This is a genomic window from Micromonospora terminaliae, from assembly GCF_009671205.1.
GTDB classification, from domain to species: Bacteria; Actinomycetota; Actinomycetes; order Mycobacteriales; family Micromonosporaceae; genus Micromonospora; species Micromonospora terminaliae.
Genome location: NZ_CP045309.1, coordinates 4,153,916 through 4,180,530, shown reverse-complemented (window position 1 = coordinate 4,180,530; position 26,615 = coordinate 4,153,916). Strand labels below are relative to the sequence as shown.

Genomic DNA, 26,615 nt, shown 5'->3' with positions numbered 1-26,615 from the left:
GCGGTGGTGGACCGGATCGCGGACCCCTGGGGGCCGCGCACGCCGTACGGGCCGGGGGAGCGCTGGCCGGTGCGGGTGGACACCTTCCTGGCCGACGGGCACACCGAGGCCGACGTGCACCGCTGGGTGCCCAGCGCCTCGATCCTGCACTCCAACGGCGACGCCATGGACATCGCGGTCGTCGACGACCGGATCGTCGGTGTCCGGGGCCGCGCCGGGGACCGGATCAACCACGGCCGGGTCGACCCGAAGGACCTCTACGGCTGGCAGGCCAACCACAGCCCGGACCGGCTGCGCCGGCCGCTGGTCCGGGAGGGGGACCGGCTGGTCGAGACCGACTGGGACACCGCCATGGGCCGGATCGTGGCCCGGTCGAAGGAGCTGCTGGACGGCCCGGGCGGCTGGGGGCACTTCGGCTTCTACACCAGCGGCCAGCTCTTCCTGGAGGAGTACTACACGCTCGGCGTGATCGGGAAGGCCGGGATCGGCACCCCGCACATGGACGGCAACACCCGGCTCTGCACCGCCACGGCCGCGGCCGCGCTCAAGGCGTCCTTCGGCACCGACGGGCAGCCCGGGTCGTACACCGATGTGGACCACTGCGACGCCATCGCGCTGTGGGGGCACAACGTCGCGGAGACCCAGACGGTGCTGTGGATGCGGATGCTGGACCGGCGGCGCGGGCCGAACCCGCCGGCCATGCTCGCGGTCGACCCGCGCGCCACCCCGGTGGCCCGGGAGGCCGACGTGCACCTGGCGCTGCGCAACGGCACCAACCAGGCGCTGCTCAACGGCCTGCTCCGCGAGGTGATCCACCGCGGCTGGTACGACGAGGACTACGTCGAGGCGCACACGCTCGGCTTCGAGAAGCTGTGCCAGGTGGTGGAGGACTACCCGGTCGCGAAGGTCGCCGACATCTGCGACCTGAAGGCCGCGGACATCGAGCGCGCCGCCGAGCTGCTCGGGCGGTCCGAGCGGCTGCTCTCCACCGTCCTGCAGGGCTTCTACCAGTCCAACCAGGCCACCGCGGCCTCCTGCCAGGTGAACAACCTGCACCTGATCCGCGGGATGCTCGGGCGGCCCGGCGCCGGGCTCTACCAGATGAACGGACAGCCCACCGCGCAGAACAACCGCGAGTGCGGCGCCGACGGCGACCTTCCCGGCCTGCGCAACTGGGCCAACGAGGAGCACATCGCGGAGCTGGCCCGGCTGTGGAACGTGGAGGTCGACAAGATCCCGCACTGGGCGCCGCCGACGCACGCCATGCAGATCTTCCGGTACGCCGAGCAGGGCTCGATCAAGCTGCTGTGGATCTCGGCCACCAACCCGGCGGTCTCCCTGCCCGACCTGGCGCGGATCCGCCGGATCCTGGCGAACCCGGAGCTGTTCGTGGTGGTGCAGGACCTCTTCCTGACCGAGACCGCCGAGCTGGCCGACGTGGTGCTGCCGGCCGCCACCTGGGGCGAGAAGACCGGCACCTTCACCAGCGTCGACCGCACCGTGCACATCTCCGACAAGGCGGTCGAGCCGCCCGGTGAGGCCCGGCCCGACCTGGACATCTTCCTCGACTACGCGCGCCGGATGGACTTCCGGGACAGGGACGGGAAGCCGCTGATCACCTGGACCGGGCCGGAGGAGGTGTTCGAGGCGTGGAAGGAGTGCTCCCGCGGGCGGCCCTGCGACTACACCGCGATCACCTACGACAAGCTGCGCACCGGCGGCGTCCAGTGGCCGTGCACCGACGAGCACCCGGACGGCACCGAGCGGCTCTACACCGACGGGGTGTTCAACACCGACCCGGACTACTGCGAGTCGTACGGCCACGACCTGGCCACCGGGGCCGAGCTGCTGCCCGGGGAGTACCGGGCCAAGCAGCCCGGCGGGCGGGCGTTCCTGCACGCCACGCCCTACCAGCCGTCGCCCGAGGTGCCGAGCGACGAGTTCCCGCTGCTGCTCACCACCGGCCGGACGGTCTACCAGTTCCACACCCGGACCAAGACCGGCCGGGCCACCCAGCTCGTGCACGCCGCCCCGGAGTCGTGGGTGGAGGTCAACCCGGCCGACGCCGACCGGCTCGGCGTCGCCGAGGGGGACCTGCTCCGGATCGAGTCGCCGCGCGGCGCCGTCCGCGCCCGGGCCCGGATCTGCGGGGTACGTCCCGGCGTGCTCTTCGTGCCGTTCCACTACGGCTACTGGGACGCCGCCGACGGTGCCGCCCCGGGCGAGGGGCGGCACGACCGGGCGGCCAACGAGCTGACCATCACCGCCTGGGATCCGGTCTCCAAACAGCCGATCTTCAAGGTGGCCGCGGTGCGGGTGGTGAAGGAGGCCGACTCGGACGGCCGGCCCGCACCCGCCCCCACGGTGGGCGGTTCCGCCCCGCCGGAGGGCTCCGGGATCCCGGCCACGGTGGGCGGGCCGGCCGCCGAGGCGCCGTCGAGGGGGGAGTGACCATGCACCTCGCGCACTATCTCGGCCTGCTGCACAAGGCGCAGGAACGGCTCGGCGACGCGTTCACCGAGGTGGGGAAGGCGCACGCGGAGGAGCCGGACGTCTTCCACACCTGCGAGAAGCTCGCCACCCAGTGCCGCGCGCACGCGGAGAAGCTGGCCCCCTTCGCCCGCCGGTACGCCGAGGAGGCGCCGGCCGAGCCGGACCGGCTGCACTCCGAGTTGTTCGCCGGTACGCGTACCGGGCCGATCGGGCTGCTCCGCGACCTCCAGGACCTCTACCTCATGGCCGCCGAGTGCGACATCTGCTGGACCGTGGTCGGGCAGGCCGCGTACGGGGCCCGGGACGAGGACCTGCTCGGCGTGGTCAAGGCGTGCGAGCAGGAGACCGCCATGCAGCTCAAGTGGCTGCGTACCCGGATGAAGCAGGCCGCCCCGCAGGCGCTCGTGGTCGCCGAGTGACCGCCTGTCACACCCCCGGGTGAGACTGGCGCCGGCCCCGCCCGTCCGGGGGCGGGCGGCGCGAGGAGGCGCGATGGCGCGGATGATCTGGCACGTCACCATGTCGCTCGACGGGTTCATCGCCCCGCCGGACGACTCGGCGGAGTGGATGTTCGGCTTCGGCGCCGCTGGCCCGCTCGGGGCCGAGACCATGCGCCGCACCGGCGCGATCCTCTCCGGCCGGCGCGGCCTGGAGCTCGGCAACCGGCCCGGCGAGGGGGCCCGCGCCATCTACGGCGGGGCCTGGTCCGGGCCGGTCTTCGTGCTGACCCACCGGCCCGCCGAGCCGCTCGACGGGGTCACGTTCCTCTCCGGTGACGTCGGGAAGGCCGCCGACCTCGCCCGGGAAGCGGCCGGCGACCGCGACGTGGGCGTGTTCGGCGCGGACGTGGCCCGCCAGTGCCTGCGAGCCGGGCTCCTCGACGAGATGGTCGTGCACCTCGTGCCGGTGTTGCTCGGCGGCGGCGTACGCCTCTTCGACAGCCCCGACCTCGGTCCGGTGACGCTCCGCAAGACCCGCTGCGACGACCCGGGGCAGATCACCGACCTGCGGTTCGAGGTGGTGCGCTGATCACGCGGTCCGGCGTATCCCGTCGAGGACCAGGCCGCTGGGCGGCAGGGCGGGCATCCGGCCGAGGTCCAGGGCCAGGTCCTGCGGCGGCACCCGGTAGCTCATCGACGCGGTGAGGTTGCCGACGGCCCGTTTCATCAGCTCGATCGTGATCCACTCGCCGGCGCAGCGGTGGCCGGTGAAGTGGTCGCCGCCGCCCTGCGGGACCAGCCCGAACGGGTCGCCCCGCCAGCCGTCGAACCGCTCCGGCCGGAACCGCTCCGGCTCCGGCCAGAGCGCCGGGTGGTGGTTGGTGCCGTAGAGGTCGAGCAGCACCCGGCGGCCCTGCGGGAAGGCGTACCCCTGCCACTCGAACGGGCGCCGGACCCGGGCCGCGGCGACCGGGAAGAACGGGTAGTAGCGCCGTACCTCCTGCACGAAGCTCTCGGCGGCCGCCTCGTCGTCGCGGACCCGCTCGCACCACTGCGGGTGGTCGTGGAGCGCCAGCGCCGCGAAGACCACGAAGCGGTCCACCGCGACGGTCGGCCGGAGCACGTTGAGCAGTTCCACCGCGGCGATCCGGCGGGGCAGCCGGATGCCCTGCTCGTCCCGGTACTCGGCGACGACCCGCAGCGCGCTGCCCTCCGGCGCGGGCAGCGTGCCGGAACGGACCCGCTCGATCACCTCGCCGGCCCACCGCTCGGCGCGGCGGCGGGCGAGCCGGCCCCGCCAGTGCCCGGGACCCACCACGGCCGGTCCCTCGATCATCGCGTGCATCTCGGCGGTCCGGCGCGGCACGTCGGCGTCGGCCAGCGGCACCCCGGCCCACGCCCAGACCGCCCGCGTCAGCATCCGGCCCACCTCGTCGTAGAGCACCACCGGCCCGGATTCCGCCCACGCCGGGATGCGGGCCCGCCACTCGTCGTCGAAGAGCTGTCCCAGGTGGCGGACGGCCGCCGGCGTCATGATCGACATGAACATCGCCTTGCGGCCCCGGTGCTCGGCGCCGTCGAGGCCCTGGACGCCGCCCACCCCGGTCAGCGTGCGCTGCACGCGCATCGGCATGGCGCCGCGCCGCACGAAGCGTTCGGTGTCGTAGAACAGCTCCGCCGCCGGGCGACCGCGCAGGCAGATCGTCGGTTCCAGCAGCAGCCGGGTCTGGAAGACGTCGGTGCCCAGGCGGTCGCACCGCGCGCCCACGAACCGGTAGCCCTCGCGGAGGAACGCCAGGGTGCTCTCCGGGCTGCGGTCGCTCGGGATGGTGCTCATGGGCTGCTCCTGACGCGGTTCGGTGACCCTGCGCGGTCGCTGCGCTACCTACCCGGGCCGACGCCGGCGAATCCTCGCCCGGCGACCCCGGGGAGGGGCCAGCGCCGAGCGCGCGAGCTGGCCCCTCCCAGGGCGCGGAAAAGCTGGTTTTCTTCGGGTCGGGGCCGGCGGCGGCCGGGCCCCGCACCCGCCGGCGTCACGTCCGGCGGGCGGCCACCGGCGACGGGGAGGACGGAAATGCGGGACAACACGGCGGCACACTGGCGGCACCGGCGGGCGGTGACCGGGCTGCGGCCGGGCGACCGGACGGAGCCCCTGGTCGGGCCGCCCCGGCGTGCCACGGCCCGGCCACGCCGGCACTTCACCGTGCACCTCGGCTTCGAGGCGGCCGACCCGGCCACCGCGCGGGAGCTGGCGGTCGCGTACGCCGAGGCGCTCGGCCTGCTCCGCCCGGAGGTGGCGCTCGGCGCGGCGGCGCTGTCCCCGGCCGACGCCTGGCACCGCGCGGAGCGGCTGTTCTGCGGTGCGGTCGGCCCCGACGGCGAGCGCTGCGCGGACGTGGCCGGCCACCCCGGGTTCCACCACGCGCCCGGCCCGGGCGGGCTCGGCTGGGGCGACGGTGACTGAGCGCGCGGGCTCAGTCCAGGTCGAACTCGCCGTCCTGGGCGCCCGCCACGAAGGCGTCCCACTCGTCCTGAGTGAAGACGAGCACGGGCCCGTCCGGCTCGGCCGAGTTGCGCATCCCGATCAGGTCGCCGACGAAGGCCACCTCGACCGCACTGTCCGACGTGTCACCCTCGGCCCGCTGCCAGACCGCGCGAGACAGGTCGAAATCGCCCTTGGGGTGCTGACCCATCGTTGTTCCTCCATCGCCACGCGTATCGGGAGAGCCCGCACGGGCCCCATCGGGCAGGATAAGCGGATGCCGAGCCTGACCCGTGCAGAGGCGACCGCGCGTGGCGCGTCGATCACCGTCGAGTCCTACCAGGTGGACCTCGACCTGACCGGCGGCGCCGAGCGGTTCCGCTCCACCGTCACCATCCGGTTCCGGGCGACCCCCGGCGCCGAGACCTTCGCCGAGGTGAAGCCCCTGCGACTGCTCGGGGTACGCCTCAACGACCAGGACCTGGACCCGGCCCTCCTCGACGACAACCGCCTGCCGCTGACCGGGCTGGCCGCCACCAACACGCTGACCGTCAGCGCCGAGATGGCCTACTCGAACACCGGCGAGGGCATGCACCGCTTCGTCGACCCGGCCGACGGCGAGACCTACCTCTACGCCATGTCCTTCCTGGACGACGTGCAGCGCATCTTCGCCGCGTTCGACCAGCCGGACCTCAAGGCGCCGGTGACGCTCTCGGTGACCGCACCGCCGGAGTGGACGGTGGCCGCCAACGGCCAGGTCGCCGACCGGCCGGCGCCGGGGCGCTGGGAGTTCGCGCCCACCGCGCCGCTGGCGACGTACTTCGTCACGCTGATCGCCGGTCCCTGGCACGTCCGGCAGGACGAGCACGACGGCATCCCGCTGGCCGTCTACTGCCGGAAGTCGCTCGCCCCGCACCTGGATGCCGACGCCGACGAGATCTTCACGGTCACCCGCCAGTGCCTTGACCGGTTCCACCGGCTCTTCGCCGAGCGCTACCCGTTCGGCAAGTACGACCAGGCGTTCGTCCCCGAGTTCAACGCCGGGGCCATGGAGAACCCGGGCCTGGTGACCCTGCGCGACGACTACATCTTCCGGTCCGCGGTCACCGACAGCCAGCGGGAGCTGCGGGCCACCACCATCGCGCACGAGATGGCGCACATGTGGTTCGGCGACCTGGTCACCATGCGCTGGTGGGACGACCTGTGGCTCAACGAGTCCTTCGCCGAATACCTGGGCACCCGGGTCACGGCCGAGGCCACCCGCTTCACCCAGGCGTGGACCACCTTCGCGATGCGCCGCAAGGCCTGGGGCTACGCGGCCGACCAGCGCCCCTCCACCCACCCGGTGGCACCGGAGGAGGTGGCCGACGCCGCCCAGGCGCTGCTCAACTTCGACGGCATCTCCTACGCGAAGGGCGCCAGTGTGCTGCGGCAGCTGGTCGCCTGGGTCGGCGACGAGCCGTTCCTGGCCGGCCTGAACGCCCACTTCGCGAAGCACCGGTTCGGCAACGCCACCCTCACCGACCTGCTGGAGAGCCTCAGCGCCGCCAGCGGGCGCGACCTGGCCGACTGGGCCGAGCGCTGGCTGCGCCGGCCCCAGGTCAACACGCTGCGCATGGAGACCGCCGTGGACGCCGACGGCCGGTGGACCGAGGCCGCGGTGGTGCAGACCGCGCCGGAGGCCCACCCGGTGCTGCGTCCGCACCGCATCGGTGTGGCCCGGCACGCCTCCGACGCCCCGGTGCACCACTTCGAGGTCGATCTCGACCCGGCCGCCGACGGGGGCCGCACCGTGCTGGCCGAGCTGGTCGGGCAGCCGGCCACCGGCCTGCTGCTGCCCAACGCCGGTGACCTCACCTTCGCCAAGATCCGGCTCGACCCCGCCTCGGCGGACGCGGTGCCCATGGTGCTCCCGGGGCTGGCCGACCCCTTGGCCCGCGCGTTGCTGTGGGGCGAGGCGCTGGACGCGGCCACCGACGGCGAGCGGCCGGTCACCTCGGTGGTCGCGCTGATCGCGGCGGCCCTGCCGGCCGAGACCGAGGTGATCATCGCGGAGGACGTGCTCAGCCTCAGCCGCAACCTGGTCGACCGCTACCTCGACCCGCTGACGCGGGACGCGGCCCTGCTCCGCATCGCCGGGGCGTGCGCCACCCTGCTGGCCGGTGCCCCGGCCGGCGGCTCGCTGCAACTCGCCGCGGCCCGCGGGCTCATCGGCGCCACCACCGACACCGGGCTGCTCACCGGCTGGCTGTCCGGCGCGGGCGTGCCGGAGGGCCTGGCGGTCGACGCCGACCTGCGCTGGGCGCTGCTGCACCGGCTCGTGGTGCTGGGTGCGGCCGGCGAGCCGGAGATCGCCGCCGAGGCGGCCACCGACCGCAGCGCCACCGGGGCCGAGCGGGCCGCGAGCTGCCGGGCCGCTCTGCCCGACGCCGACGCCAAGCGGGCCGCCTGGGAGATCGTCATCCACAACACCGAGCTGTCCAACCGGCTCGTGGAGGCGACCGCGGAGAGCTTCTGGCAGCCGGAGCAGGCCGAGTTGACCGCGGGCTACGTCGAGCGGTACTTCGCCGACATGCCGGCGGCCGCGCGGCTGCGTACCCCGTGGACGGCCGACCGGGTCGCCGCCCTGGCCTTCCCCCGCTTCGCCGTGGGACAGACCACCCGGGAGCTGGCCGCGGCGCTGCTGGCCCGCGACGACCTCACGCCGGGGCTGCGCCGGCGGGTCGTCGACCTGGACGACGACCTGCGGCGCGCCCTGGTCGCCCGGACGGCGGTGGCCGCCGCCGGCGCCTGACCCGGTGACCGCGCCGGGCGGGGTGCTCCCGCCCGGCGCGGTCCGTGGGACGCCCGGCGGCCCCACCGGACCGCCCGCGCGCCCCGGCCTACGATCGCGGGGTGGAGGAAGACATCCGGCGAATCGGGATCATGGGTGGCACGTTCGACCCCATCCACCACGGGCACCTGGTGGCCGCCAGCGAGGTGGCGGACCGGTTCGGCCTGGACGAGGTGGTCTTCGTGCCCACCGGGCAGCCGTGGCAGAAGGCCGACGAACCGGTCAGCTCGGCCGAGGACCGCTACCTCATGACGGTGATCGCCACCGCCTCCAACCCCCGCTTCCAGGTCAGCCGGGTCGACATCGACCGGGGCGGCCCCACCTACACGGTCGACACCCTCCAGGACCTGCACGACGAGTACGGCCCGAAGGTGCAGCTCTTCTTCATCACCGGCGCCGACGCCCTGGAACGCATCCTGTCCTGGAAGGAGGTGGACCGGATGTTCGAGCTGGCCCACTTCATCGGGGTGACCCGGCCCGGCTTCGAACTCTCCGACAAGCACCTGCCCGCCGACACGGTCAGCCTCGTGCAGGTCCCGGCCATGGCCATCTCCTCGACGGACTGCCGGGCGCGGGTGGCCCGGGGTGAGCCGGTCTGGTATCTGGTGCCCGACGGTGTGGTGCAGTACATCGCCAAACGGCGGCTCTACCAGCGCTGAATCCGCCCGGAACGTGTGCCTTTGTCCGCGTAATCGACCAGAACTGACAAGTCGCCGCCCGGCCGGGTGTGAGAGGCTTGGAGGGTCGCACGGTTGATCGAAGGAGAACGGTGACAGTTTCCGAACGCGCTCACGAGCTGGCGATGGCCGCCGCCCAGGCCGCGGCCGACAAGAAGGCGCAGGACATCGTCATCATCGACGTGGGCGACCAGCTCGCGATCACCGACGCGTTCCTGCTGGCCGCCGCTCCGAACGAGCGTCAGGTGCTCGCCATCGTCGACGCCATCGAGGAGCGCCTGCTCGAGCTGCCGGAGAAGGCCAAGCCGGTCCGCCGCGAGGGCGAGCGGGGCGGCCGCTGGGTGCTGCTCGACTACGTCGACATCGTGGTACACGTGCAGCACACCGAGGAGCGCGAGTTCTACGCCCTCGACCGGCTGTGGAAGGACTGCCCGCAGATCCCCTTCGTGGACCGGGACCTCGCCGACTCGGCCGCCGGCACCGCCACCGCGGAATGACCCGTCTGATCATCTGGCGGCACGGCAACACCGACTGGAACGCCACCGGCCGGGTCCAGGGGCAGACCGACGTACCGCTCAACGACCTCGGCCGGGAGCAGGCCCGCGCCGCCGCGCCGGTGCTGGCCGCGCTGCGCCCGGACGCCATCGTCGCCAGTGACCTGCGCCGGGCCGCCGACACCGCCGCCGCGCTCGCCGCGCTGACCGGGCTGCCGGTCCGCACCGACGCGCGGCTGCGCGAGCGGCACTTCGGCCAGTGGCAGGGCCTCGCCCTCACCGAGGCGGCCGAGCGCTTCCCCGACGAGTACGCCCGCTGGCGGGCCGGCGACCCCGACCCCGGCGCCGGCATCGAGAGCCTCCACGACCTGGGCAAGCGGCTCGGCGCCGCGTTCCAGGAGGCGGCGGACCTGGCCACCGGCGGCACCGTGGTGGTGACCACCCACGGCGGCGGCGCCCGGCAGGGCGTCGGCCACCTGCTCGGCTGGGACCACACGGTGCTGCGCAGCCTCGGGTCGCTGGCCAACTGCCACTGGACCGAGCTGCGTCACGACGACGTCCGGGGCTGGCACCTGCGCGCGCACAACGTCGGGCTGATCACCCAGCCCGCACTGACCGACGCGGTCTGAGCCGTTCGGCCCCGGCGCGCCGCCGTGACATCGGCTAGCGTGCCGGGCATGCCCGTCGCGGTCGTCACCGACTCCACCGCCTACCTGCCGCCCGAGCTGGTGCGCGCGCACCGGCTCACCGTCATCCCGCTGACCGTCGTGCTCAACGGCGCCGAGGGGCTGGAAGGCGTCGAGACGTTCCCCGAGGACGCCACCCGCGTGCTCAGCGGCCGGCGGGTCACGGTGAGCACGTCGCGGCCCGCCCCGGAACAGTTCGCACAGGTCTACCGGGAGCTGCTCGCCGCCGGCGCCGACGGGGTCGTCTCGGTGCACCTCTCCGCCGGCCTCTCCGGTACGGTCGACGCGGCCCGGCTGGCCGCCACCGAGGTCGGCGACGACCGGGTCACCGTGGTCGACAGCCGCTCCACCGGCATGGGCCTGGGCTTCCCGGTGCTCGCCGCCGCCGCGGCCGCCGCGCGGGGCACGGACCTCTCCGGGGTACGCGAGGCGGCGCTCGACGGCGTCGACCGGACCACCATCTTCTTCTACGTCGACACGTTGGAGTTCCTCCGCCGGGGCGGCCGGATCAACGCCGCCGAGGCGCTGCTCGGTACGGCCCTCTCGGTCAAGCCGATCATGCACATGCCGGACGGCGCGATCGTGGTGCGGGACAAGGTCCGTACCGCCAGCCGGGGCATCGCGCGCCTCGTCGACCTGGCGGTCGAGGCGGCCGGCGACACCCAGGTCGACCTCGCCGTGCACCACCTCGCCGCCCCGCAGCGCGCCGAGCAGTTGCTGGCCGCGCTGACCGAGCGGCTGGGCGACCGCCTGCACGACACGTACGTCTCCGAGGCGGGCGCGGTCGTCGCCGCGCACGCGGGCCCCGGACTGGCCTGCGTGGTCGTCCACCGGCGCCCGTGATGTCGTCCGCGCGGGCGGTCCGCGGCAGCTCGCCGAGCTGGTGCTGTCCCGGGCCTCCCGATGCCACCACCACGCTGAGCGAGGCGGCCCGCGGCAGCTCGCCGAGCTGGCGGTGTCCCGGGCTTCCCGATGCCGCCACCACGCCGACGTGGCAGTGCCTCCGGGTGCCCGAATGACCACCGTGTCCCATGTGGTGACCGGCGGGGGCCGGGGCGTCGGGCGCGCGATCGTCGAGCGGCTGGCGGCCGACGGTGACACGGTGGTCGTGGTCGAGCGGGACGAGGGCGCGCTGGACTGGCTGGCCGGGCACCCGGTCGCCGGCCGGCTGCGTGCCGTGCTCGGGGACGCCGCCGACGAGGAGGTCGCCGCCCGGGCCGCCGACGTCGCCGAGGCAGCCGCCCCGCTGGCCGGCTGGGTCAACAACGTCGCCGTTTTCCGGGACGCCGCCCTGCACCGCGCGCCGCCGGGGGAGGTGTTCGACCTGATCGCCGCCAACCTGCGCCCCGCCGTGGTCGGCGCCGGCACCGCCGTACGCCGGTTCCTCGCCGCCGGCACCGGCGGAGCCATCGTCAACGTCTCCTCCCACCAGGCCCGGCGGGCGGTGCCGGGCGCCCTGCCGTACGCCACCGCCAAGGCCGCCGTCGAGGGGCTGACCCGGGCCCTCGCGGTGGACTACGGCGGCCGGGGGATCCGCACCAACGCGGTCGCGCTCGGCTCGGTGCACACCGAGCGGCACGCCGTGTTCCTGGCGGGCCTGGAGCCGGTGGAGGCGGACCGGGTCGAGGCGGAGCTGGCCCGGCTGCACCCGGTGGGCCGGATCGGGCGTGCCGGGGAAGTCGCCGAGGTGGTGGCCTTCCTGCTGTCGGCCGGAGCGTCCTTCGTCAACGGGGTGACCCTGCCCGTCGACGGGGGCCGCGCGGCGCTCGGCCTGGATCCCGAGGCGCGATAGCCGGCACGGGGGCCGGCGGTGCTCGGCCGGGGCGTGGAGGCAGACTGAGCACTGTGGCTCGTCCCGCGATCGTCCTGGTGCACGGCACCCGCTTCGCCCGCGGCCAGTGGCAGCCGCAACTGCCCGCCCTCGCCGCCGAGTTCCCGGTCGCAGCCGTCGACCTGCCCGGTCACGGCCGCCGCGCGGCCGAACCCTGGAACCTGGACCGGGCCGCCGACATCGTGGCCGAGGCGATCCACGACCTCGACGCCGGCCCGGCGCTGGTGGTGGGGCACTCGCTCGGCGGGTACGTCTCCCTGCACTTCGCCCGCCGTCACCCGGACCTGCTGGCCGGGCTGGTGCTGATGGGCGCGAGCCTGGCCACCACCGGGCCGCTGACCGTCCCGTACCGGCTGGTGGCGTCGCTGGTCGCCCGGCTGCCGGCCGCCCGGCTCACCCGCTGGAACGACCGGCTGCTGCGCCGTCTCTACCCAGCCGAGGTCGTCGACGCCACCATCGCCGACGGGTACGCCTTCCACACCCTGCCGGTGGCCTGGCGTGATGTCCTGGGCCGGTTCGACGCGTCGAGCCTGACGGCGGTGCACGCCCCGGTGCTCATCCTCAACGGCGAGCGGGACCGGCTGTTCCGCTCGGGGGAGCACGCCTTCGCCGCCGCCCGCCCGGGAACCCGCATCGAGCTGATCCCGGGCGCCGCGCACCTGGCCAACTTCGACAATCCGGCCGCGGTCACGGACGCCCTACGCCGCTTCGCCCGGGAACTGTCCCCGTCCCGCTAGCGGCGTGTGCGGGAGCGTTCGGTGGCCAACGGCCCCCGGGGGGATCGCCATTCATCCGGAGCGCCGTCATCCGGTTCCGCGCCCACCGCAGCGACCCGCACGCACCGGCCAGGCCGTGCGACTCGTTGCGCTTGACCGGTCGGCCCGCCCGGCGCCGTGGCCGCAATCGCCTCTCGCCCTGCAGTGTCACCGTCGCTAGCGCAGTCGGGGCATGATCGGGGGTTCGTCCACAGGGCAGCTCGTCGTCCACAGGCGGGCTCTGCCGTCCGGCCCGGCTGCCCTGCTTCGCCGTAGCTTCCGACCGTGCCAGACGACGAGGAGACGACGGTACGGCGGCGGTTGTCCCGGCTGTTCGAGCCGGTCGACGGTCTCGCCTCGCCCGCCAGTGCCGCCATGCCGGCGGCCCTCCGGCCAGCTCGGGAACTCGACCCCGACCTGCCGTGGCCCGCGCTGACCTCTCCTGATCCTCGACCACCGGTGGTGGCCCGGGCTTCCCTGCCTGAGCGCGCGTCCGGCTCCGGGCGGGAGCCGGATCTGCTGTCCCCGGCGGCCGGAGCCGGCGACAGGTGGCCGTTGGCGCGCCGGACTGAGGATGGCGGGGACGGAGTTACCGACGAGGTCCATCCGGGTTCTTCAGCCGCAGCGGCCGACGCCGCCGGTGGTGGGCAGCGTTCGCTGGTGTCCCGGCTGCCCGGGCCGGGCGCCTTCGATCCCGGCCGGCGGGGCGTGCGGGCCCTCGCCGTGGTGGCCGCAGTCGTGGTCCTGGTGGCCGGTATCTGGGCCTGGCGCTCCCGGCCGCAGGCTGAGCCGGTCCGCCCGGTCGCCGCGGTCGGCGCACCGGAAACCGCCGCGCCCGCGCCCACCGGATCCAGTGGGCAGGTGGTCGTCGCGCTGGCCGGCAAGGTCCGCCGGCCTGGCCTCGTCCGGCTCCCGGCGGGCGCGCGGGTGGCCGACGCCATCCAGGCGGCGGGCGGGGCGCTGCCCGGCGTCGACGTGGCCCTGCTCAACCCCGCCCGCAAGGTCACCGACGGCGAGCTGATCCTGGTGGGCGTCAGCGCCCCGCCCGGCCAGGCTGCCCCGCCCGGCCCGGCGGCGGGCGGCGGTGGACCCGCGGCCGGTGGCGCCGCGCCGGGAGGCGGCCCGGTCAACCTGAACACGGCCACCCTGGCCCAGCTCGACGCGCTGCCCGGCGTGGGCCCGGTGCTCGCCCAGCGGATCCTCGACCACCGCGACCAGCACGGCGGCTTCCGGTCGGTCTCCGACCTGCGCCAGGTCGACGGCATCGGCGACGCCCGCTACGAGCAGCTCAAGGACCTGGTGACGGTGTGAACCCCACCGAGCCACCCCGGGACGTCGACGGCAGGCTGACCGACGAAGACGTGGACGGCAGCGTGACCGACGGGGGAGTGCCCGACCTGCGCCTGGCCGGGCTGGCCGTGGCCGCCTGGCTCGCGGCCCTGGCCGGCCTGCACGCCACCGCGACAGCGAGCGCCACAGTGGCCGCCGTCGCCGCCGGCCTGGCGCTCCTCACCGGCGCCCACCTGTGCGGCCTGCTCGGCCGTCCGGCCGCCCCGGTCCGCCGCTACGGCTGGATCGCGGTCGCCGTGCTGCTCGGGGTGGTCTGCGGCGCGACCGCCACCGCCGCCCGCGTCGCGGTCCGCGACGCCGCCCCCGTGCGGGCGCTCCTCGCCGACCGAGCCCTGGTCACCGCGGACCTGGTGGTCCGCGACGACCCCCGCCCGATCCGCGGCGCCGCCGGCCGTGCAGCCACCCTGCTGGTCCGCGCCGACCTGGTCCGCCTAACCGATGCCGCAGGCCGCCGGGTCACCGGTACGGTGCGGGGCCTGGTGCTGGCGAGCGACCCGGCCTGGCGGACGCTGCTGCCGGGGCAGCGGGCGACGGCGCGAGGGCGGTTGTCGGCCCCGCGCGGCGGGGACCTGACGGCCGCCGTCCTGTCGGCCACCGGCCCACCGGCCCGGCACGGCCCGGCCCCGTGGCCGCAACGGGCGGCCGGCACCCTGCGCGCCGGGCTGCAACGGGCGTGCGCGCCGCTTCCCGACGCGCCGGGCGGGCTGTTGCCGGGCCTGGTGGTGGGGGACACCAGCCGGCTGCCGCCGGAGGTGGAGGAGGACTTTCGCGCCACCGGCATGACCCACCTCAACGCGGTGTCTGGGTCCAACGTGGCCATCGTCGTCGGGGCGGTGCTGCTGCTCGCCCGCTGGGCCCGGGCCGGTCCGCGGACGGCCGCCGCGCTGTGCGTACTCGCCCTGGTCGGGTTCGTGATCCTGGTCCGGCCGTCGCCCAGCGTGGTCCGCGCCGCGGCGATGGGGGCGATCGGGTTGGCCGCGCTCGCCACCGGACGGTCCCGGGCCGCGCTGCCCGCCCTGGCCACCGCGGTGACCGTGCTGGTGCTCGTCGACCCGGAGCTGGCCGGGGACCCGGGGTTCGCGCTCTCGGTCTGCGCCACCGGCGGGCTACTGCTGTTCGCCCCCGGCTGGCGGGACGCGCTGCGCCGGCGGGGCGTACCGCCCGGGCTGGCCGAGGCGCTGGCCGTGCCCGCCGCGGCGCAGCTCGCCTGCGGCCCGGTCATCGCCGGGATCTCCGGGACGGTGAGCCTGGTCGCGGTGCCGGCGAACCTGCTCGCCGTTCCGGTGGTCGCGCCGGCGACCGTGCTGGGCGTGATCGCGGCGGTGCTGTCGCCGGTCTGGCCGGCCGGCGCCGAGTTCGCCGCCTGGCTGGCGAGCTGGCCGGCCCGCTGGCTGGCGACGGTGGCCGCGCAGGGGGCCCGGTTGCCCGCCGGCACGCTGCCCTGGCCGGGCGGGGTGACCGGTGCCCTGCTGCTGGCCGCCGTCAGCGTGGCGCTGCTGGTGGCCGCTCGGCGGCCGGTGGCCCGGCGGCTGGTCGCAGTCGTCGTGGTCGGCGTGGTGCTCGGCACGCTGCCCGTCCGGCTGCTCGCGGCCGGCTGGCCCCCGCGCAACTGGGTGGTCGTGGCGTGCGCGGTCGGGCAGGGCGACGCCGTGATCCTGCCGGTTGCCCCCGGCCGGGCGGTGGTGGTCGACGCCGGCCCCGAACCGTCCGGGGTGGACGGCTGCCTGCGCCGGCTCGGCGTACGCGAGGTGTCGCTGCTGGTGGTCAGCCACTTCCACGTCGACCATGTGGGCGGGATCGCCGGGGTGTTCCGGGGCCGGCGGGTGGCGGCGGTGGCGACCCCGCAGTGGTCCGAGCCGCCCTACGGGGTCGCCCAGGTACGCGACGCGGCCCGCCGGGGCGGGAGTGAACTGACGCCGGTGCCGGCGGGCTGGCGCTGGCGGGCCGGGGCGGTCGAGCTGGTCGCCGTCGGGCCGCCGTACCCGCTGCGCGGCAGCCGGTCGGACCCGAACAACAACTCCCTGGTGCTGACCGCCACCGTGGGCGGGGTGCGGATCCTGCTGCCCGGCGACGCCGAGACCGAGGAGCAGCGGGCGCTGCTGGAGACGGTGCCGGCCGCCGCCATCCGGGCCGACGTACTGAAGGTGGCCCACCACGGGTCGGCGTACCAGGATCCGGAGTTCCTGGCCGCGGTCCGCCCGGCGGTCGCGCTGGTCTGCGTGGGCGCGGGCAACGACTACGGGCATCCCAACCCTGGGCTGCTGGACCGGCTGACCCGGGCGGGCGCCCGGGTCCTGCGCACCGACACCGACGGCGACCTCGCCGCCGTCCACACCGGCGCGGGGCTGGCCGTGGTGGCCCGCGGGACCGGTCCGGGGCGGCGGCCGTGAGAGCGGTTCGGAAGACGGCCCGGTGGTCAAGAAGATTGTGGGGATAGCAGTAGATAGACTCGAATGTCGGGATTTGCGTTGACTGCGGGCTCCGCCGTCACAGTCCTCGATGAGCAGGCACGATCGGGTCGGGGGCCGTGCGAATATGGGCGACGTGACCCCCGCCAGCCTGCCCCCCATTCTGCTCGTTCTCGGCGACGAGGAGCTGCTCGCCACGCGAGCCGTCGCCGAAGCCGTCGCCCGGGCCCGCAGTGTCGACCCGGACGTGGACGTGCGGGAGTACCAGGCGGGCTCGCTCATGGTGGGGGAGATCGCCGAGATGCTCAGCCCGTCGCTGTTCGGCGGGCGGCGGGTGCTCGTGCTGCGCTCCGGCCAGGACGCCCGCAAGGACCTGGTCACCGCCCTGCTCGGATACGCGAAGAACCCGGACCCGGACGTGCAGCTCGTGGTGCTGCACCTGGGCGGCGCCAAGGGCAAGGCGTTCGCCGACGGGCTGCGGGCCGCGGGCGCGACGGTGGTGCCGGCGGCGAAGCTCAAGGGCCACCGGGAGCGGGTCGCCTTCGTCCGGGACGAGATCCGCCGCCTCGGCGGCAAGTGCACCGAGGACGCGGCCGAGACGCTGATCGCCGCCGTGGGCACCGACCTGCGCGAGCTGGCCGCCGCCTGCTCCCAGCTCGTGGCCGACACCGACGGGCGGATCGGGGCGGACACGGTGTCCCGCTACTACCGGGGGCGGGTCGAGGTGTCCGGCTTCACCGTGGCCGACGCGACGATGGTCGGCGACGTGCCGGGGGCGCTGGAGGCGCTGCGCTGGGCGTTGCACGTGGGTGTCGACCCCGTACCGATCGCCGACGCGCTCGCCGACGGGGTGCGCACCGTGGCCCGGGTGGCGTCGGCCGGGCGGGGCAGCCCGTACCAGTTGGCGAGCAGCCTGGGCATGCCGGCGTGGAAGATCGAGCGGGCCCAGCGGCAGGGCCGGGGCTGGACGCCGGAGGGCCTCGTGGAGGCCATGCGGGTGGCCGCCGAGTGCAACGCCGCGGTCAAGGGCGGTGCCGACGACCGGGCGTACGCGCTGGAGCGGGCGGTGTTCTCCGTGGCCGCGGCGCGGCAGGGTGGCGGCCGGTGACCCGAACGTGGTCGACGATCCCCGCGGACGAGGAGCGCTACCGGCCGCTCTACGCCCGGGTCCTCGGTCTGCGTTTCGTCAACCCGGGCGGGGTGCTCTGCTTCCTCTTCTTCGAGGGCGCCGTGGCGCTGGCCGTGCTGCTCGCGCTAGCCGAGCTGGTGACCTGGTGGGCGGTGCTGCTGCTCCCGGCGGCGGTGGCAGCAATGGTGAAACTCAATGACATGGTCGCCGAGATCGTGATCCGCACCGCGGCGCAGGTGCCGGAGCAGGAGCGGGACCGCTTCCGCCGGCAGATCGAGCCGGTGGTCGGCCGGGCCAGCGTGCCCTCCACGGCCCGGGCGCTGCCGGGCGGGGCGACGCTGGCCGGCGAGCCGACGCTGCGGGCTGCCCGCCCCGTCGACCCGTCCGGGCAGATCGGGCACCCGGCGGACCCGACCCGGCACGACCCCTTCCACTGACCACCGCAGGAGCGGGCCGTCGGAGAAGTGACCTCCGTCGGAGGGGCGAACACCGCAGGAGCGGGCCGCAGCAGGAGCGACGGGGGTCAGCGGCAGACCTCACCCGTCCTCAGAGCGGGGGCGAAGGCCTGAGTCGTCCGTGACGTCAGCTCGACAGGCGCCGGCCAGGAGCCCCGCCGCCGCGCACGGAAACGCAGACAGCCGGAAGCCCCGGGGCGGTACCCCGGGGCTTCCGGTCAGGTCTGAGGGCGCTCGTCAGGCAGAGAACGAGGCGACGCGCTTGGCGATCGCCGACTTCCGGTTGGCCGCCTGGTTGGCGTGGATGACACCCTTGCTGGCAGCCTTGTCCAGCTTGCGGGTGGCCTCACGCATGAGGGTGGTGGCCTTCTCGGCGTCGCCCGCCTCGGCAGCCTCGTGGAACTTCCGGATGGCGGTCTTCAGCGACGACTTGACCGACTTGTTACGCAGCCGGCGCTTCTCGTTCTGCCGGTTGCGCTTGATCTGGGACTTGATGTTCGCCACGCGACAGCCTCGTCTTGATAGCTCGGGTTGGTCTGCTTCCGCGCACGACGAGCATGCGTCATCGCCGCGCGAAAAGCCAGGTTACCAGGTCGCCCCGGGACGAGCCAAAACGCCTCATCCGCCGGCAGGGCCAGGGGAGGGTCAGGCCCAGCCCTGGCGGGCGGCGAGCCAGGCCAGGGCCTGCTCACCGCTCCAGCGCTGGTGCGCCCGGATGTGCGGGGAGGCGGTGGACGGGCCCGCGGCGGCGCTCGTGAGGAAGTAGCCGGACAGTGCGGCGAGGGTCACGTCCAGCGCGTCTGCGGGGGCGCCCGCGGCGGCCGGGTGACCGCCGAAGGCGGTGTCCGCGTCGAGGCCGCTGGCGTACCCGGTGATCAGCAGGGTGACCAGGTCGAACCAGGCCGGCCCGTGGCACAGCCAGTTCCAGTCGCAGATCCAGGCCCGGCCGGCGGTGTCCAGCAGCAGGTTGTCGACCCGCAGGTCGCAGTGGGCCAGGCCGGGAGCGGCGTCGGCGTAGCCGGGCAGGCGGGACTCCAGCGCGGCCAGCTCGGGCAGCGGGGCCCAGGGCGGCAGCGCCGGCGCCGGTTCGCAGCCCGCGACCACCTCGCCCCACCAGAGGATGTCCTCCCGGGCCAGGTCACCGAGGCGCGGGAGCCCGAGCGCGACGAGCTCCGCGGGCGGCGTGGCGAGCGCGGCGGCCACCTCGGCGTACGCGGTGAGGGCGGCGTGCAGCTCGGCCGGCTCCCAGGGGAGCCGGGGCGTGTGCCCGTCGACCGCGTCCAGGGCGAGCGCGTACCAGCCGGCCTCGGTGAGCGCCCAGCGCGGGCGGGGGACCGGCAGGCCGGCCGGGAGGCGGGCCAGGACGGCGGCCTCGTGCGCGTACCAGTCGACCAGGTGCCGCTGCTCGGCCAGCGGCGCCGCCTTCACGAAGACCGGCTCGCCGGCCGGGCCGTGGAGGACGGCGGCGAAGCCCCGGGTGAAGCCCGCCCCGGCCGGCCGCACCGTCACCGGGGCGCCGCCGAGCCGGGCGGCCAGCGCGTCCCGCAGCCCGGCCGGCAGCTCGGCCCAGCCGGGCCGGAGCGCCGTCGCCTCGTACGGCACCGGGGGCAGGGAAATCGCGCGCACCCGCCCATGCTGCCGCACCGGGACGTCGGTGTGCTCTGCCAGACTGCGAGGCCATGAGGACCGACGAGTTCTGGCAGTTGATCGACAGCGCCCGGGCCGGGGGCGGGGGCGAGCCCGCGGCGGTCGCCGCCCGCGCGGTCGCCCTGCTCGCCGAGCGGGACCCGGAGGAGATCGTCGGGTACGCCCACCACCAGCAGCGGGTGCTTGCCGCCTCCTACAAGGTCGACCTCTGGGGCGCGGCGTACCTGATCAACGGGGGCGCCTCGGACGACGGCTTCGAATACTTCCGGGGCTGGCTCATGACCCAGGGCCGGGCGGTGTTCGCCCGGGCCGTCGCCGACCCGGACTCCCTGGCCGAGCTGCCGCAGGTGCGGGCCGCCGCGCTCAGCGGCGAGGAGTTCGAGTGCGAGGACATGCTGGCGGTGCCTTGGGAGGCCTACCGGAAGGCCACCGCGGCCGACCTGCCGGCGGACCGGGATCCGGTGCGGGCACCCGACCTGAACGACTTCTGGGACTTCGACGACGAGGACGAGGCGCGGCGGCACCTGCCGAAGCTCGCCGCGCTCTTCACCGAGCCGCCCGAGGAGTGACGCCCGCGCAGTGATGGGGGAGCACCGGCGCGCCCCGGACGACGTGGGAGCATAGAGGGGGCCGGCGGCGCGCCGGCCCGCTCACGTCAGCCGACCAGAACGGACCGCTGTGCCACCGACGCTCGATCCCGGCGCGAACGCTCCTGGTGCCACCGACCCGGCGCGCATCAGGAACTTCTGCATCATCGCTCACATCGACCACGGGAAGTCGACCCTGGCCGACCGGATGCTGCAGCTCACCGGCGTGGTCGACCCCCGGCAGATGCGCGCGCAGTACCTGGACCGGATGGACATCGAGCGCGAGCGCGGCATCACCATCAAGAGCCAGGCCGTCCGGATGCCGTGGACGATCCGCGAGGGCGACCGGGCCGGCGAGAGCGCGGTCCTCAACATGATCGACACCCCGGGCCACGTGGACTTCACCTACGAGGTGTCCCGTTCTCTGGCTGCCTGCGAGGGCGCCATCCTGCTGGTCGACGCCGCGCAGGGCATCGAGGCGCAGACGCTGGCCAACCTCTACCTGGCGCTCGAGAACGACCTGCACATCATCCCGGTGCTCAACAAGATCGACCTGCCGGCCGCCCAGCCCGAGAAGTACGCCGAGGAGCTGGCCCACCTGATCGGTGGCGACCCGGCGGACTGCATCCGGGTCTCCGGCAAGACCGGCGAGGGCGTGCCGCACCTGCTCGACGAGATCGTCCGGCAGTTCGTGCCGCCGGTCGGCAAGGCCGACGCCCCGGCCCGCGCCATGATCTTCGACTCGGTCTACGACGTCTACCGGGGCGTGGTCACCTACGTCCGGGTGATCGACGGGAAGATCAGCGCCCGGGACCGGATCAAGATGATGTCCACGGGCGCCGTCCACGAGCTGCTGGAGATCGGTGTCATCTCGCCGGAGATGGTGAAGGCCGACGCGCTGGGCGTCGGCGAGGTGGGCTACCTGATCACCGGCGTGAAGGACGTCCGCCAGTCCCGGGTCGGCGACACGGTCACCATCAACGCCAACCCGGCCACCGAGGCGCTGGGCGGCTACAAGGACCCGAAGCCCATGGTCTACTCGGGCCTCTACCCGATCGACGGGTCCGACTACCCGAACCTCCGTGAGGCGCTGGACAAGCTCAAGCTCAACGACGCCGCCCTGGTCTACGAGCCGGAGACGTCGGGCGCGCTCGGCTTCGGCTTCCGCTGCGGCTTCCTCGGCCTGCTGCACCTGGAGATCATCCGGGAGCGGCTGGAGCGCGAGTTCAACCTCGACCTCATCTCGACGGCGCCGAACGTGGTCTACCGGGCCGTCCAGGAGGACGGCGAGGAGATCGTGGTGACCAACCCGAGCGAGTACCCGACCGGCAAGATCGCCGAGGTGCACGAGCCGACGGTGCGGGCCACGGTGCTCACCCCGAACGACTACGTGGGCGCGGTGATGGAGCTGTGCCAGGGCCGCCGGGGCAGCCTGCTCGGCATGGACTACCTCTCCGCCGACCGGGTGGAGCTGCGCTACACCCTGCCGCTGGCCGAGATCATCTTCGACTTCTTCGACCAGCTCAAGAGCCGTACCAAGGGCTACGCCTCGCTGGACTACGAGCCCTCCGGGGAGCAGGCGTCCGACCTCGTGAAGGTCGACATCCTGCTGCACGGCGAGCCGGTGGACGCGTTCAGCGCCATCGTGCACAAGGACAAGGCCTACACGTACGGCACGACGATCGCGGCGAAGCTGCGCACGCTCATCCCGCGCCAGCAGTTCGAGGTGCCCATCCAGGCCGCCATCGGCAGCCGGGTGATCGCCCGGGAGACCATCCGCGCCATCCGCAAGGACGTGCTCGCCAAGTGCTACGGCGGTGACATCAGCCGGAAGCGCAAGCTGCTGGAGAAGCAGAAGGAGGGCAAGAAGCGGATGAAGATGGTGGGCCGGGTGGAGGTCCCGCAGGAGGCCTTCATCGCGGCGCTCTCCTCCGACTCCGGCGACGGCAAGGCCCCCGGTAAGAAGTAGCCCCATCGGTCGGAACGGCCGGCGTCCCGCTCGCGCGGGCGCCGGCCGTTCCGCGTACTCCGGAAGATTTTTCCGCGTCGGCCGGAACCGCTCCCACCTGCGTGATCACCGGCGGACGAGCGGCACCCCGGCGAGCGGTGCGGTTTGGGTTTTCAGCGGGTCGGGAACTTACCGGTCACGACAGGAACCACACAGACCGTGTGAAACCTCTTAGAAGGAGAAGACCGTGGACCTCACCGTCTGGGGCATCATCACCGCGCTCGTCGTTGGTCTGATCGTGGGCGCGCTGGGCCGCCTGGTCGTGCCGGGCCGCCAGAACATGCCGATCTGGCTGCACATGCTGATCGGCGTCGGCGCCGCGCTGCTGGGCACCGTCCTGGCCCGCGCCATGGGCATCGCCACCGAGACCTCCGGCATCGACTGGATGGAGCTGCTGGTCCAGGTCGTGCTGGCCGCCATCGCCGTGGCCCTGGTGGCCGGCGTGGGTCGCCGCCGCAGCGTCTCGCGCTACTGACGCACTCCTCGCGCCTCGGCGGGCGCCCGACCGGTCGGTCGGGCGCCCGCCGGCGTTCGTGGCATTGAACGCGGTCAGCCGCCAAATGGCCGGTCGGCCGCTTTCCGCGTGCCCGGATCCGGCCCGAAATCCCAGCTCAGGCCACTGCGAGCAATTCGTCACCGAAGTCGGTTTGGATTTTCGGCGGGTCGGGCACTTAGCGGTCACGACAGGAACCACACGACATCGTGTGACTCATTCAGAAGAAGGAGGGCGACCGTGGAGCTCACCGTTTGGGGCATCATCACCGCGCTCATCGTTGGTCTGATCGTCGGCGCTCTGGGCCGCCTGGTCGTCCCGGGCCGCCAGAACATGCCGATGTGGCTGCACATGCTGATCGGCGTCGGCGCCGCGCTGCTGGGCACCATCGTCGCGCGGGCCTCGGGCTTCGCCGACACCGCCGGCATCGACTGGCGTGAGCTGCTGCTGCAGGTGCTGTTCGCCGCCATCGGCGTGGCCCTGGTGGCCGGTGTGGGTCGCCGCCGCGGCGTCTCGCGCTACTGACCCCATCGCCGAAGCACTGAAGCGGGCGCCCGACCGGCCGGTCGGGCGCCCGCTTCCGTCTCCCTGAGCTGCCCGGACGGCACCCCTGCCGCCCGGGCCTCCGGCTGCGATACGGTCGCCACGGCCGCCCGCCGCGAGTACCCCCTGTTGTAAAGGAAATTTTCCTACTAAGGTGCGGCGGAGAAGGTTAGTGCCAAACGGCCCCGAGGGAGATATGGCGTGAACAGGTGGAAGCGGCTGGCCCCGGTCACCGCCATCGTGGCCTCGGCCGCGATGGTGCTGTCCGGGTGCGGTGGCTCCGGCGACGACGAAAAGGCCGCGGACAACAGCAAGCTGACGGTCTGGATGATGGGTGAGGGCGGCGACGCCCAGACCAAGTTCCTCGACGGCGTCGAGGCGGAGTTCAAGAAGAAGCACCCCGAGACCGACGTCGTGGTGCAGTACATCCCCTGGCTCGAGGCGCCGAAGAAGTTCCAGGCCGCCCTCGCCGGCGGGGAGGGCCCCGACGTCACCGAGCTGGGCAACACCGAGACGCAGGGCTGGGCGGCGCAGGAGGCCCTCGCCGACGTCACCGACAAGTTCAACGGCTGGTCCGAGGGCAAGGACATCCTTCCCGACCTCGTGAAGAACGCCCAGCTCGACGGCAAGCAGTACGGCGTCCCGTGGTACGCCGGCGTGCGCGCCATCTACTACCGCACCGACTGGTTCGCCGAGGCGGGCGTGAAGCCGCCGACCACCTGGGACGAGCTGGTCGCCGCCGCGAAGACCGTCCAGGCCAAGAAGCCGGGCACCTACGGCATCGCCCTGCCCGGCAACTCCGAGCTGCCGTTCTACTCGTTCCTCTGGGCGGCCGGCGCGGAGATCGCCACCAAGGACGGCGACAGCTGGAAGTCCGGCTACAACACGCCGGAGGCGCAGAAGGCGGTCAAGTTCTGGACCGACCTGGTGACCGTGCACAAGGTGGCCCCGCCGGCCGCCGCCGCGTGGAACGAGGTCGACGCCCGCACCCAGTTCGCCACCGGCAAGGCCGCCATGGCGTTCGCCGGTAGCTGGCAGGGCGGCGCCATGAAGAAGGACAACCCGGATATCGAGAAGGTGTGGGGCACGTTCCCCATCCCCGGCCCGGACGGCAAGCCGGCCCCGGCCTTCGCGGGCGGCTCCGACATCGCCCTCTGGAAGGACAGCAAGCGGCAGGCCCTGGCCTGGGACTACCTGACCGTGCTGCTGAGCAAGCAGAAGGACCAGGAGTTCGCGAGCAGCCTGAACTTCTTCCCGGTCTACAAGGACCTGGTCGGCGGCGGCAACTACGCCAACGACAAGGTGATGGCCGCGTTCGCCACCACCATGCAGAACACCAAGCTGACCCCGCTCACCCCGAAGTGGGTCGAGGTCAGCCGGACCAAGACGGTCACCCAGGCCATGAACAGCTCGGTCATCAAGGGCCAGAAGACGGTCGAGAAGGCCACCGCCGACGCGGCCACCGAGATGGAAAGCATCCTCAACGCCAAGTGACCACGCTGACCGAGGTCACCGGCGAGGCCGCCGCGCGGGAGACCCCCGCGCGGCGGCGCCGCCGCGTGGACCGCCTCCCGTACCTGTTGCTCCTGCCCTGCCTGGCCATCATCGGAGTGCTGCTGCTCTGGCCGCTCGGCCAGGTCGTGATGATGTCCTTCTACAAGCTGGACAGCGTCCGGCAGTTGCGGGGGGACCGCGAGTGGCCGTGGGTGGGCCTGGCCAACTACGCGCAGATCCTCGGCGACCCGTTCTTCCGTACGGTGCTGCGCAACACCGTGCTCTTCGCCGTGGCCAACGTGGTGCTCACCATGATCCTCGGCACCCTGGTCGGGCTGCTGCTCAACCGGCTCGGCAGGAAGATGGCCACGTTCGTGGCGAGCTGCGTGATGCTGGCCTGGGCCACCCCGGCGCTGACCGGCACCATCGTCTGGAAGTGGATCTTCGACGACACCAGCGGCCTGGTGACCTGGCTGTTCAACAAGCTTCCGGACGGGCTCTCGACGACCCTGTTCGGGCGCAGCGACTGGACCGGCTACGGCTGGTTCAACGACCCGCTGCTCTTCTTCGGCATCCTCACCCTCGTGGTGGTCTGGCACTCGTTCCCGTTCATCGCCGTCAGCGTGCTGGCCGGGCTGAAGAGCGTGCCGAGCGAGCTCCAGGAGGCCGCCCGGGTGGACGGGGCCGGCCCGTGGCGGGTCTTCTGGTCCGTCACCTTCCCGATGCTGCGGCCGGTCTTCGGCATCCTCGTGGTGCTCTCCACGATCTGGGACTTCAAGGTCTTCACCCAGCAGTTCGTGCTGGCCGGCGGCACCCAGGACCGGTCGACGTTCATGCTGTCGATCTACTCGTACGCGGAGGCGTTCTCGCCGCCGCCGAAGTACGGCCTGGGCTCCTCGATCGCCGTCATCCTCACCCTGATCCTGCTGGTGGTGACCGGCGTGTACGTCCGCATGGTGCTCCGGCAGGAGGACGAGTCGTGAAGAAGATCGCCCTCAACGGCGCCGGCCTGCTGGTCGCGCTCTTCGCGGCCTTCCCGGTCTACTGGATGGTCGCCACCTCGCTGAAGCCCAACAAGGAGATCTTCTCGGCCACGCCGCGCCCGGTGCCGGCGGAGCCGACCCTGGAGCACTACCGGGAGATCCTCACCGGCAACCTGATCCCGGGCGTGACCTTCACGGACTTCTTCCTGAACAGCGCCCTGGTGGCGGTGGCCACCGTGCTGCTGAGCGGGCTGGTCGCGCTGCTCGCCGCGACCGCGGTGGCCCGGTTCCGCTTCAAGCTCCGTACGACCTTCCTGATCCTGCTGCTCGTGGTGCAGATGATCCCGCTGGAGGCGCTGGTCATCCCGCTGTTCCTGATGATCCAGCGGCTCGGGCTCTACAACACGCTGCCCAGCCTGATCCTGACGTACCTCGGCTTCTCGCTGCCGTTCGCGGTGTGGATGCTGCGCGGCTTCGTGGCCGCGGTGCCCAAGGAACTGGAGGAGGCGGCGGCCATCGACGGGGCCAGCCGCGCCCAGACCTTCCGCAAGGTGCTCTTCCCGCTGGTCGCCCCCGGCCTGGTGGCCACCAGCATCTTCTCCTTCATCACCGCCTGGAACGAGCTGATCTTCGCGTTGACCTTCGTCAACGACCAGCACAAGTACACGCTTCCGGTGGCCATGACGTTCTTCTTCGGGCGCGACGACACCGCCTGGGGTTCGGTGATGGCCGCCTCGACGCTGTTCACGCTGCCGGTGGTCGTCTTCTTCCTGCTGGTCCAGCGCCGGATGGTCTCCGGCCTGGTCGCCGGGGCGGTCAAGGGCTGA

The 26,615-nt window shown here is 73.6% G+C and carries 26 protein-coding genes; 22 read left to right on the top strand and 4 right to left on the bottom strand.

Features of this window, described 5'->3' with window-relative positions:
• Window positions 1-3 precede the first annotated feature (3 nt).
• The 3 genes from GCE86_RS19010 (at window position 4) to GCE86_RS19000 (ending at window position 3,522) form a co-directional block, all read left to right on the top strand.
• The gene (locus tag GCE86_RS19010; RefSeq protein ID WP_154228209.1) at window positions 4-2,451 is read left to right on the top strand and encodes a molybdopterin oxidoreductase family protein; all 2,448 of its coding nucleotides are present in this window, start codon (window positions 4-6) and stop codon (window positions 2,449-2,451) included.
• Between the two features lie 2 nt (window positions 2,452-2,453).
• Window positions 2,454-2,912: a hypothetical protein gene (locus GCE86_RS19005; RefSeq protein WP_154228208.1), complete on the top strand. Its 459-nt coding sequence runs from the start codon at window positions 2,454-2,456 to the stop codon at window positions 2,910-2,912.
• Between the two features lie 73 nt (window positions 2,913-2,985).
• Entirely contained in the window at window positions 2,986-3,522 is a 537-nt protein-coding gene (locus tag GCE86_RS19000; RefSeq protein ID WP_154228207.1) for a dihydrofolate reductase family protein, read from the top strand.
• Here the strand turns inward: GCE86_RS19000 and GCE86_RS18995 are convergent, their stop codons facing one another.
• Window positions 3,523-4,770 carry a cytochrome P450 gene (locus GCE86_RS18995; protein WP_154228206.1) on the bottom strand — a complete coding sequence of 416 codons (1,248 nt, stop codon included), beginning with the start codon at window positions 4,768-4,770 and terminating at the stop codon, window positions 3,523-3,525.
• Window positions 4,771-5,007: 237 nt separating this feature from the next.
• On the opposite strand from GCE86_RS18995, the gene GCE86_RS18990 reads away from it, so the two are divergent.
• A complete protein-coding gene (locus GCE86_RS18990; protein ID WP_154228205.1) occupies window positions 5,008-5,397 on the top strand; it encodes a hypothetical protein in 390 nt (129 codons plus the stop codon).
• 10 nt (window positions 5,398-5,407) lie between these two features.
• Here GCE86_RS18990 and GCE86_RS18985 read toward each other — a convergent pair whose 3' ends face one another.
• Complete coding sequence (locus GCE86_RS18985; protein WP_091269900.1) at window positions 5,408-5,626, bottom strand: DUF397 domain-containing protein; 219 nt, start codon at window positions 5,624-5,626, stop codon at window positions 5,408-5,410.
• 66 nt (window positions 5,627-5,692) lie between these two features.
• Here GCE86_RS18985 and pepN point away from each other — a divergent pair, with 66 nt between their 5' ends.
• The 11 genes from pepN (at window position 5,693) to GCE86_RS18930 (ending at window position 18,015) form a co-directional block, all read left to right on the top strand.
• Entirely contained in the window at window positions 5,693-8,209 is a 2,517-nt protein-coding gene (gene pepN / locus GCE86_RS18980; protein WP_154228204.1) for an aminopeptidase N, read from the top strand.
• Window positions 8,210-8,310: 101 nt separating this feature from the next.
• The gene (gene nadD / locus GCE86_RS18975) at window positions 8,311-8,907 is read left to right on the top strand and encodes a nicotinate-nucleotide adenylyltransferase (RefSeq protein ID WP_154228203.1); all 597 of its coding nucleotides are present in this window, start codon (window positions 8,311-8,313) and stop codon (window positions 8,905-8,907) included.
• A gap of 110 nt (window positions 8,908-9,017) precedes the next feature.
• Window positions 9,018-9,422: a ribosome silencing factor gene (gene rsfS, locus GCE86_RS18970; protein WP_030503099.1), complete on the top strand. Its 405-nt coding sequence runs from the start codon at window positions 9,018-9,020 to the stop codon at window positions 9,420-9,422.
• On the top strand, window positions 9,419-10,048 hold the full coding sequence (locus tag GCE86_RS18965) for a histidine phosphatase family protein (protein ID WP_154228202.1): 630 nt from the start codon (window positions 9,419-9,421) through the stop codon (window positions 10,046-10,048). The genes rsfS and GCE86_RS18965 overlap by 4 nt, the downstream gene beginning before the upstream one ends.
• Window positions 10,049-10,096: 48 nt before the next feature.
• Window positions 10,097-10,948, top strand: a complete 852-nt coding sequence (locus GCE86_RS18960; protein ID WP_154228201.1) for a DegV family protein — start codon at window positions 10,097-10,099, stop codon at window positions 10,946-10,948.
• Window positions 10,949-11,120: 172 nt separating this feature from the next.
• Complete coding sequence (locus GCE86_RS18955) at window positions 11,121-11,897, top strand: SDR family NAD(P)-dependent oxidoreductase (protein ID WP_154228200.1); 777 nt, start codon at window positions 11,121-11,123, stop codon at window positions 11,895-11,897.
• 53 nt (window positions 11,898-11,950) lie between these two features.
• Complete coding sequence (locus GCE86_RS18950) at window positions 11,951-12,673, top strand: alpha/beta fold hydrolase (RefSeq protein ID WP_204342518.1); 723 nt, start codon at window positions 11,951-11,953, stop codon at window positions 12,671-12,673.
• 303 nt (window positions 12,674-12,976) lie between these two features.
• The gene (locus GCE86_RS18945) at window positions 12,977-14,002 is read left to right on the top strand and encodes a ComEA family DNA-binding protein (protein WP_420846472.1); all 1,026 of its coding nucleotides are present in this window, start codon (window positions 12,977-12,979) and stop codon (window positions 14,000-14,002) included.
• A gap of 77 nt (window positions 14,003-14,079) precedes the next feature.
• Window positions 14,080-16,431 carry a ComEC/Rec2 family competence protein gene (locus GCE86_RS18940; RefSeq protein WP_154230583.1) on the top strand — a complete coding sequence of 784 codons (2,352 nt, stop codon included), beginning with the start codon at window positions 14,080-14,082 and terminating at the stop codon, window positions 16,429-16,431.
• A gap of 145 nt (window positions 16,432-16,576) precedes the next feature.
• Window positions 16,577-17,557 carry a DNA polymerase III subunit delta gene (gene holA / locus GCE86_RS18935; protein ID WP_154228198.1) on the top strand — a complete coding sequence of 327 codons (981 nt, stop codon included), beginning with the start codon at window positions 16,577-16,579 and terminating at the stop codon, window positions 17,555-17,557.
• Entirely contained in the window at window positions 17,554-18,015 is a 462-nt protein-coding gene (locus tag GCE86_RS18930) for a hypothetical protein (RefSeq protein ID WP_244317018.1), read from the top strand. The genes holA and GCE86_RS18930 overlap by 4 nt, the downstream gene beginning before the upstream one ends.
• 255 nt (window positions 18,016-18,270) lie before the next feature.
• Here GCE86_RS18930 and rpsT read toward each other — a convergent pair whose 3' ends face one another.
• Window positions 18,271-18,537, bottom strand: coding sequence for a 30S ribosomal protein S20 (gene rpsT, locus GCE86_RS18925; protein ID WP_154228197.1), 267 nt, complete (start codon window positions 18,535-18,537; stop codon window positions 18,271-18,273).
• Window positions 18,538-18,678: 141 nt separating this feature from the next.
• Window positions 18,679-19,659 (bottom strand): phosphotransferase family protein, encoded by a 981-nt coding sequence (locus GCE86_RS18920; protein ID WP_244317017.1) that lies wholly within the window; start codon window positions 19,657-19,659, stop codon window positions 18,679-18,681.
• 53 nt (window positions 19,660-19,712) lie between these two features.
• Here GCE86_RS18920 and GCE86_RS18915 point away from each other — a divergent pair, with 53 nt between their 5' ends.
• The 7 genes from GCE86_RS18915 (at window position 19,713) to GCE86_RS18885 (ending at window position 26,615) form a co-directional block, all read left to right on the top strand.
• Window positions 19,713-20,249, top strand: a complete 537-nt coding sequence (locus tag GCE86_RS18915) for a DUF4240 domain-containing protein (protein WP_154228195.1) — start codon at window positions 19,713-19,715, stop codon at window positions 20,247-20,249.
• Between the two features lie 109 nt (window positions 20,250-20,358).
• A complete protein-coding gene (lepA, locus tag GCE86_RS18910; protein WP_154228194.1) occupies window positions 20,359-22,236 on the top strand; it encodes a translation elongation factor 4 in 1,878 nt (625 codons plus the stop codon).
• 226 nt (window positions 22,237-22,462) lie between these two features.
• Window positions 22,463-22,750 (top strand): GlsB/YeaQ/YmgE family stress response membrane protein, encoded by a 288-nt coding sequence (locus GCE86_RS18905; protein WP_091269913.1) that lies wholly within the window; start codon window positions 22,463-22,465, stop codon window positions 22,748-22,750.
• Window positions 22,751-23,008: 258 nt separating this feature from the next.
• Window positions 23,009-23,293, top strand: coding sequence for a GlsB/YeaQ/YmgE family stress response membrane protein (locus tag GCE86_RS18900; RefSeq protein WP_091269914.1), 285 nt, complete (start codon window positions 23,009-23,011; stop codon window positions 23,291-23,293).
• 219 nt (window positions 23,294-23,512) lie between these two features.
• The gene (locus tag GCE86_RS18895) at window positions 23,513-24,805 is read left to right on the top strand and encodes a sugar ABC transporter substrate-binding protein (protein WP_154228193.1); all 1,293 of its coding nucleotides are present in this window, start codon (window positions 23,513-23,515) and stop codon (window positions 24,803-24,805) included.
• Window positions 24,802-25,788: a carbohydrate ABC transporter permease gene (locus GCE86_RS18890; protein ID WP_154228192.1), complete on the top strand. Its 987-nt coding sequence runs from the start codon at window positions 24,802-24,804 to the stop codon at window positions 25,786-25,788. Before GCE86_RS18895 ends, GCE86_RS18890 begins: the two co-directional genes overlap by 4 nt.
• Complete coding sequence (locus GCE86_RS18885) at window positions 25,785-26,615, top strand: carbohydrate ABC transporter permease (protein WP_091269917.1); 831 nt, start codon at window positions 25,785-25,787, stop codon at window positions 26,613-26,615. Before GCE86_RS18890 ends, GCE86_RS18885 begins: the two co-directional genes overlap by 4 nt.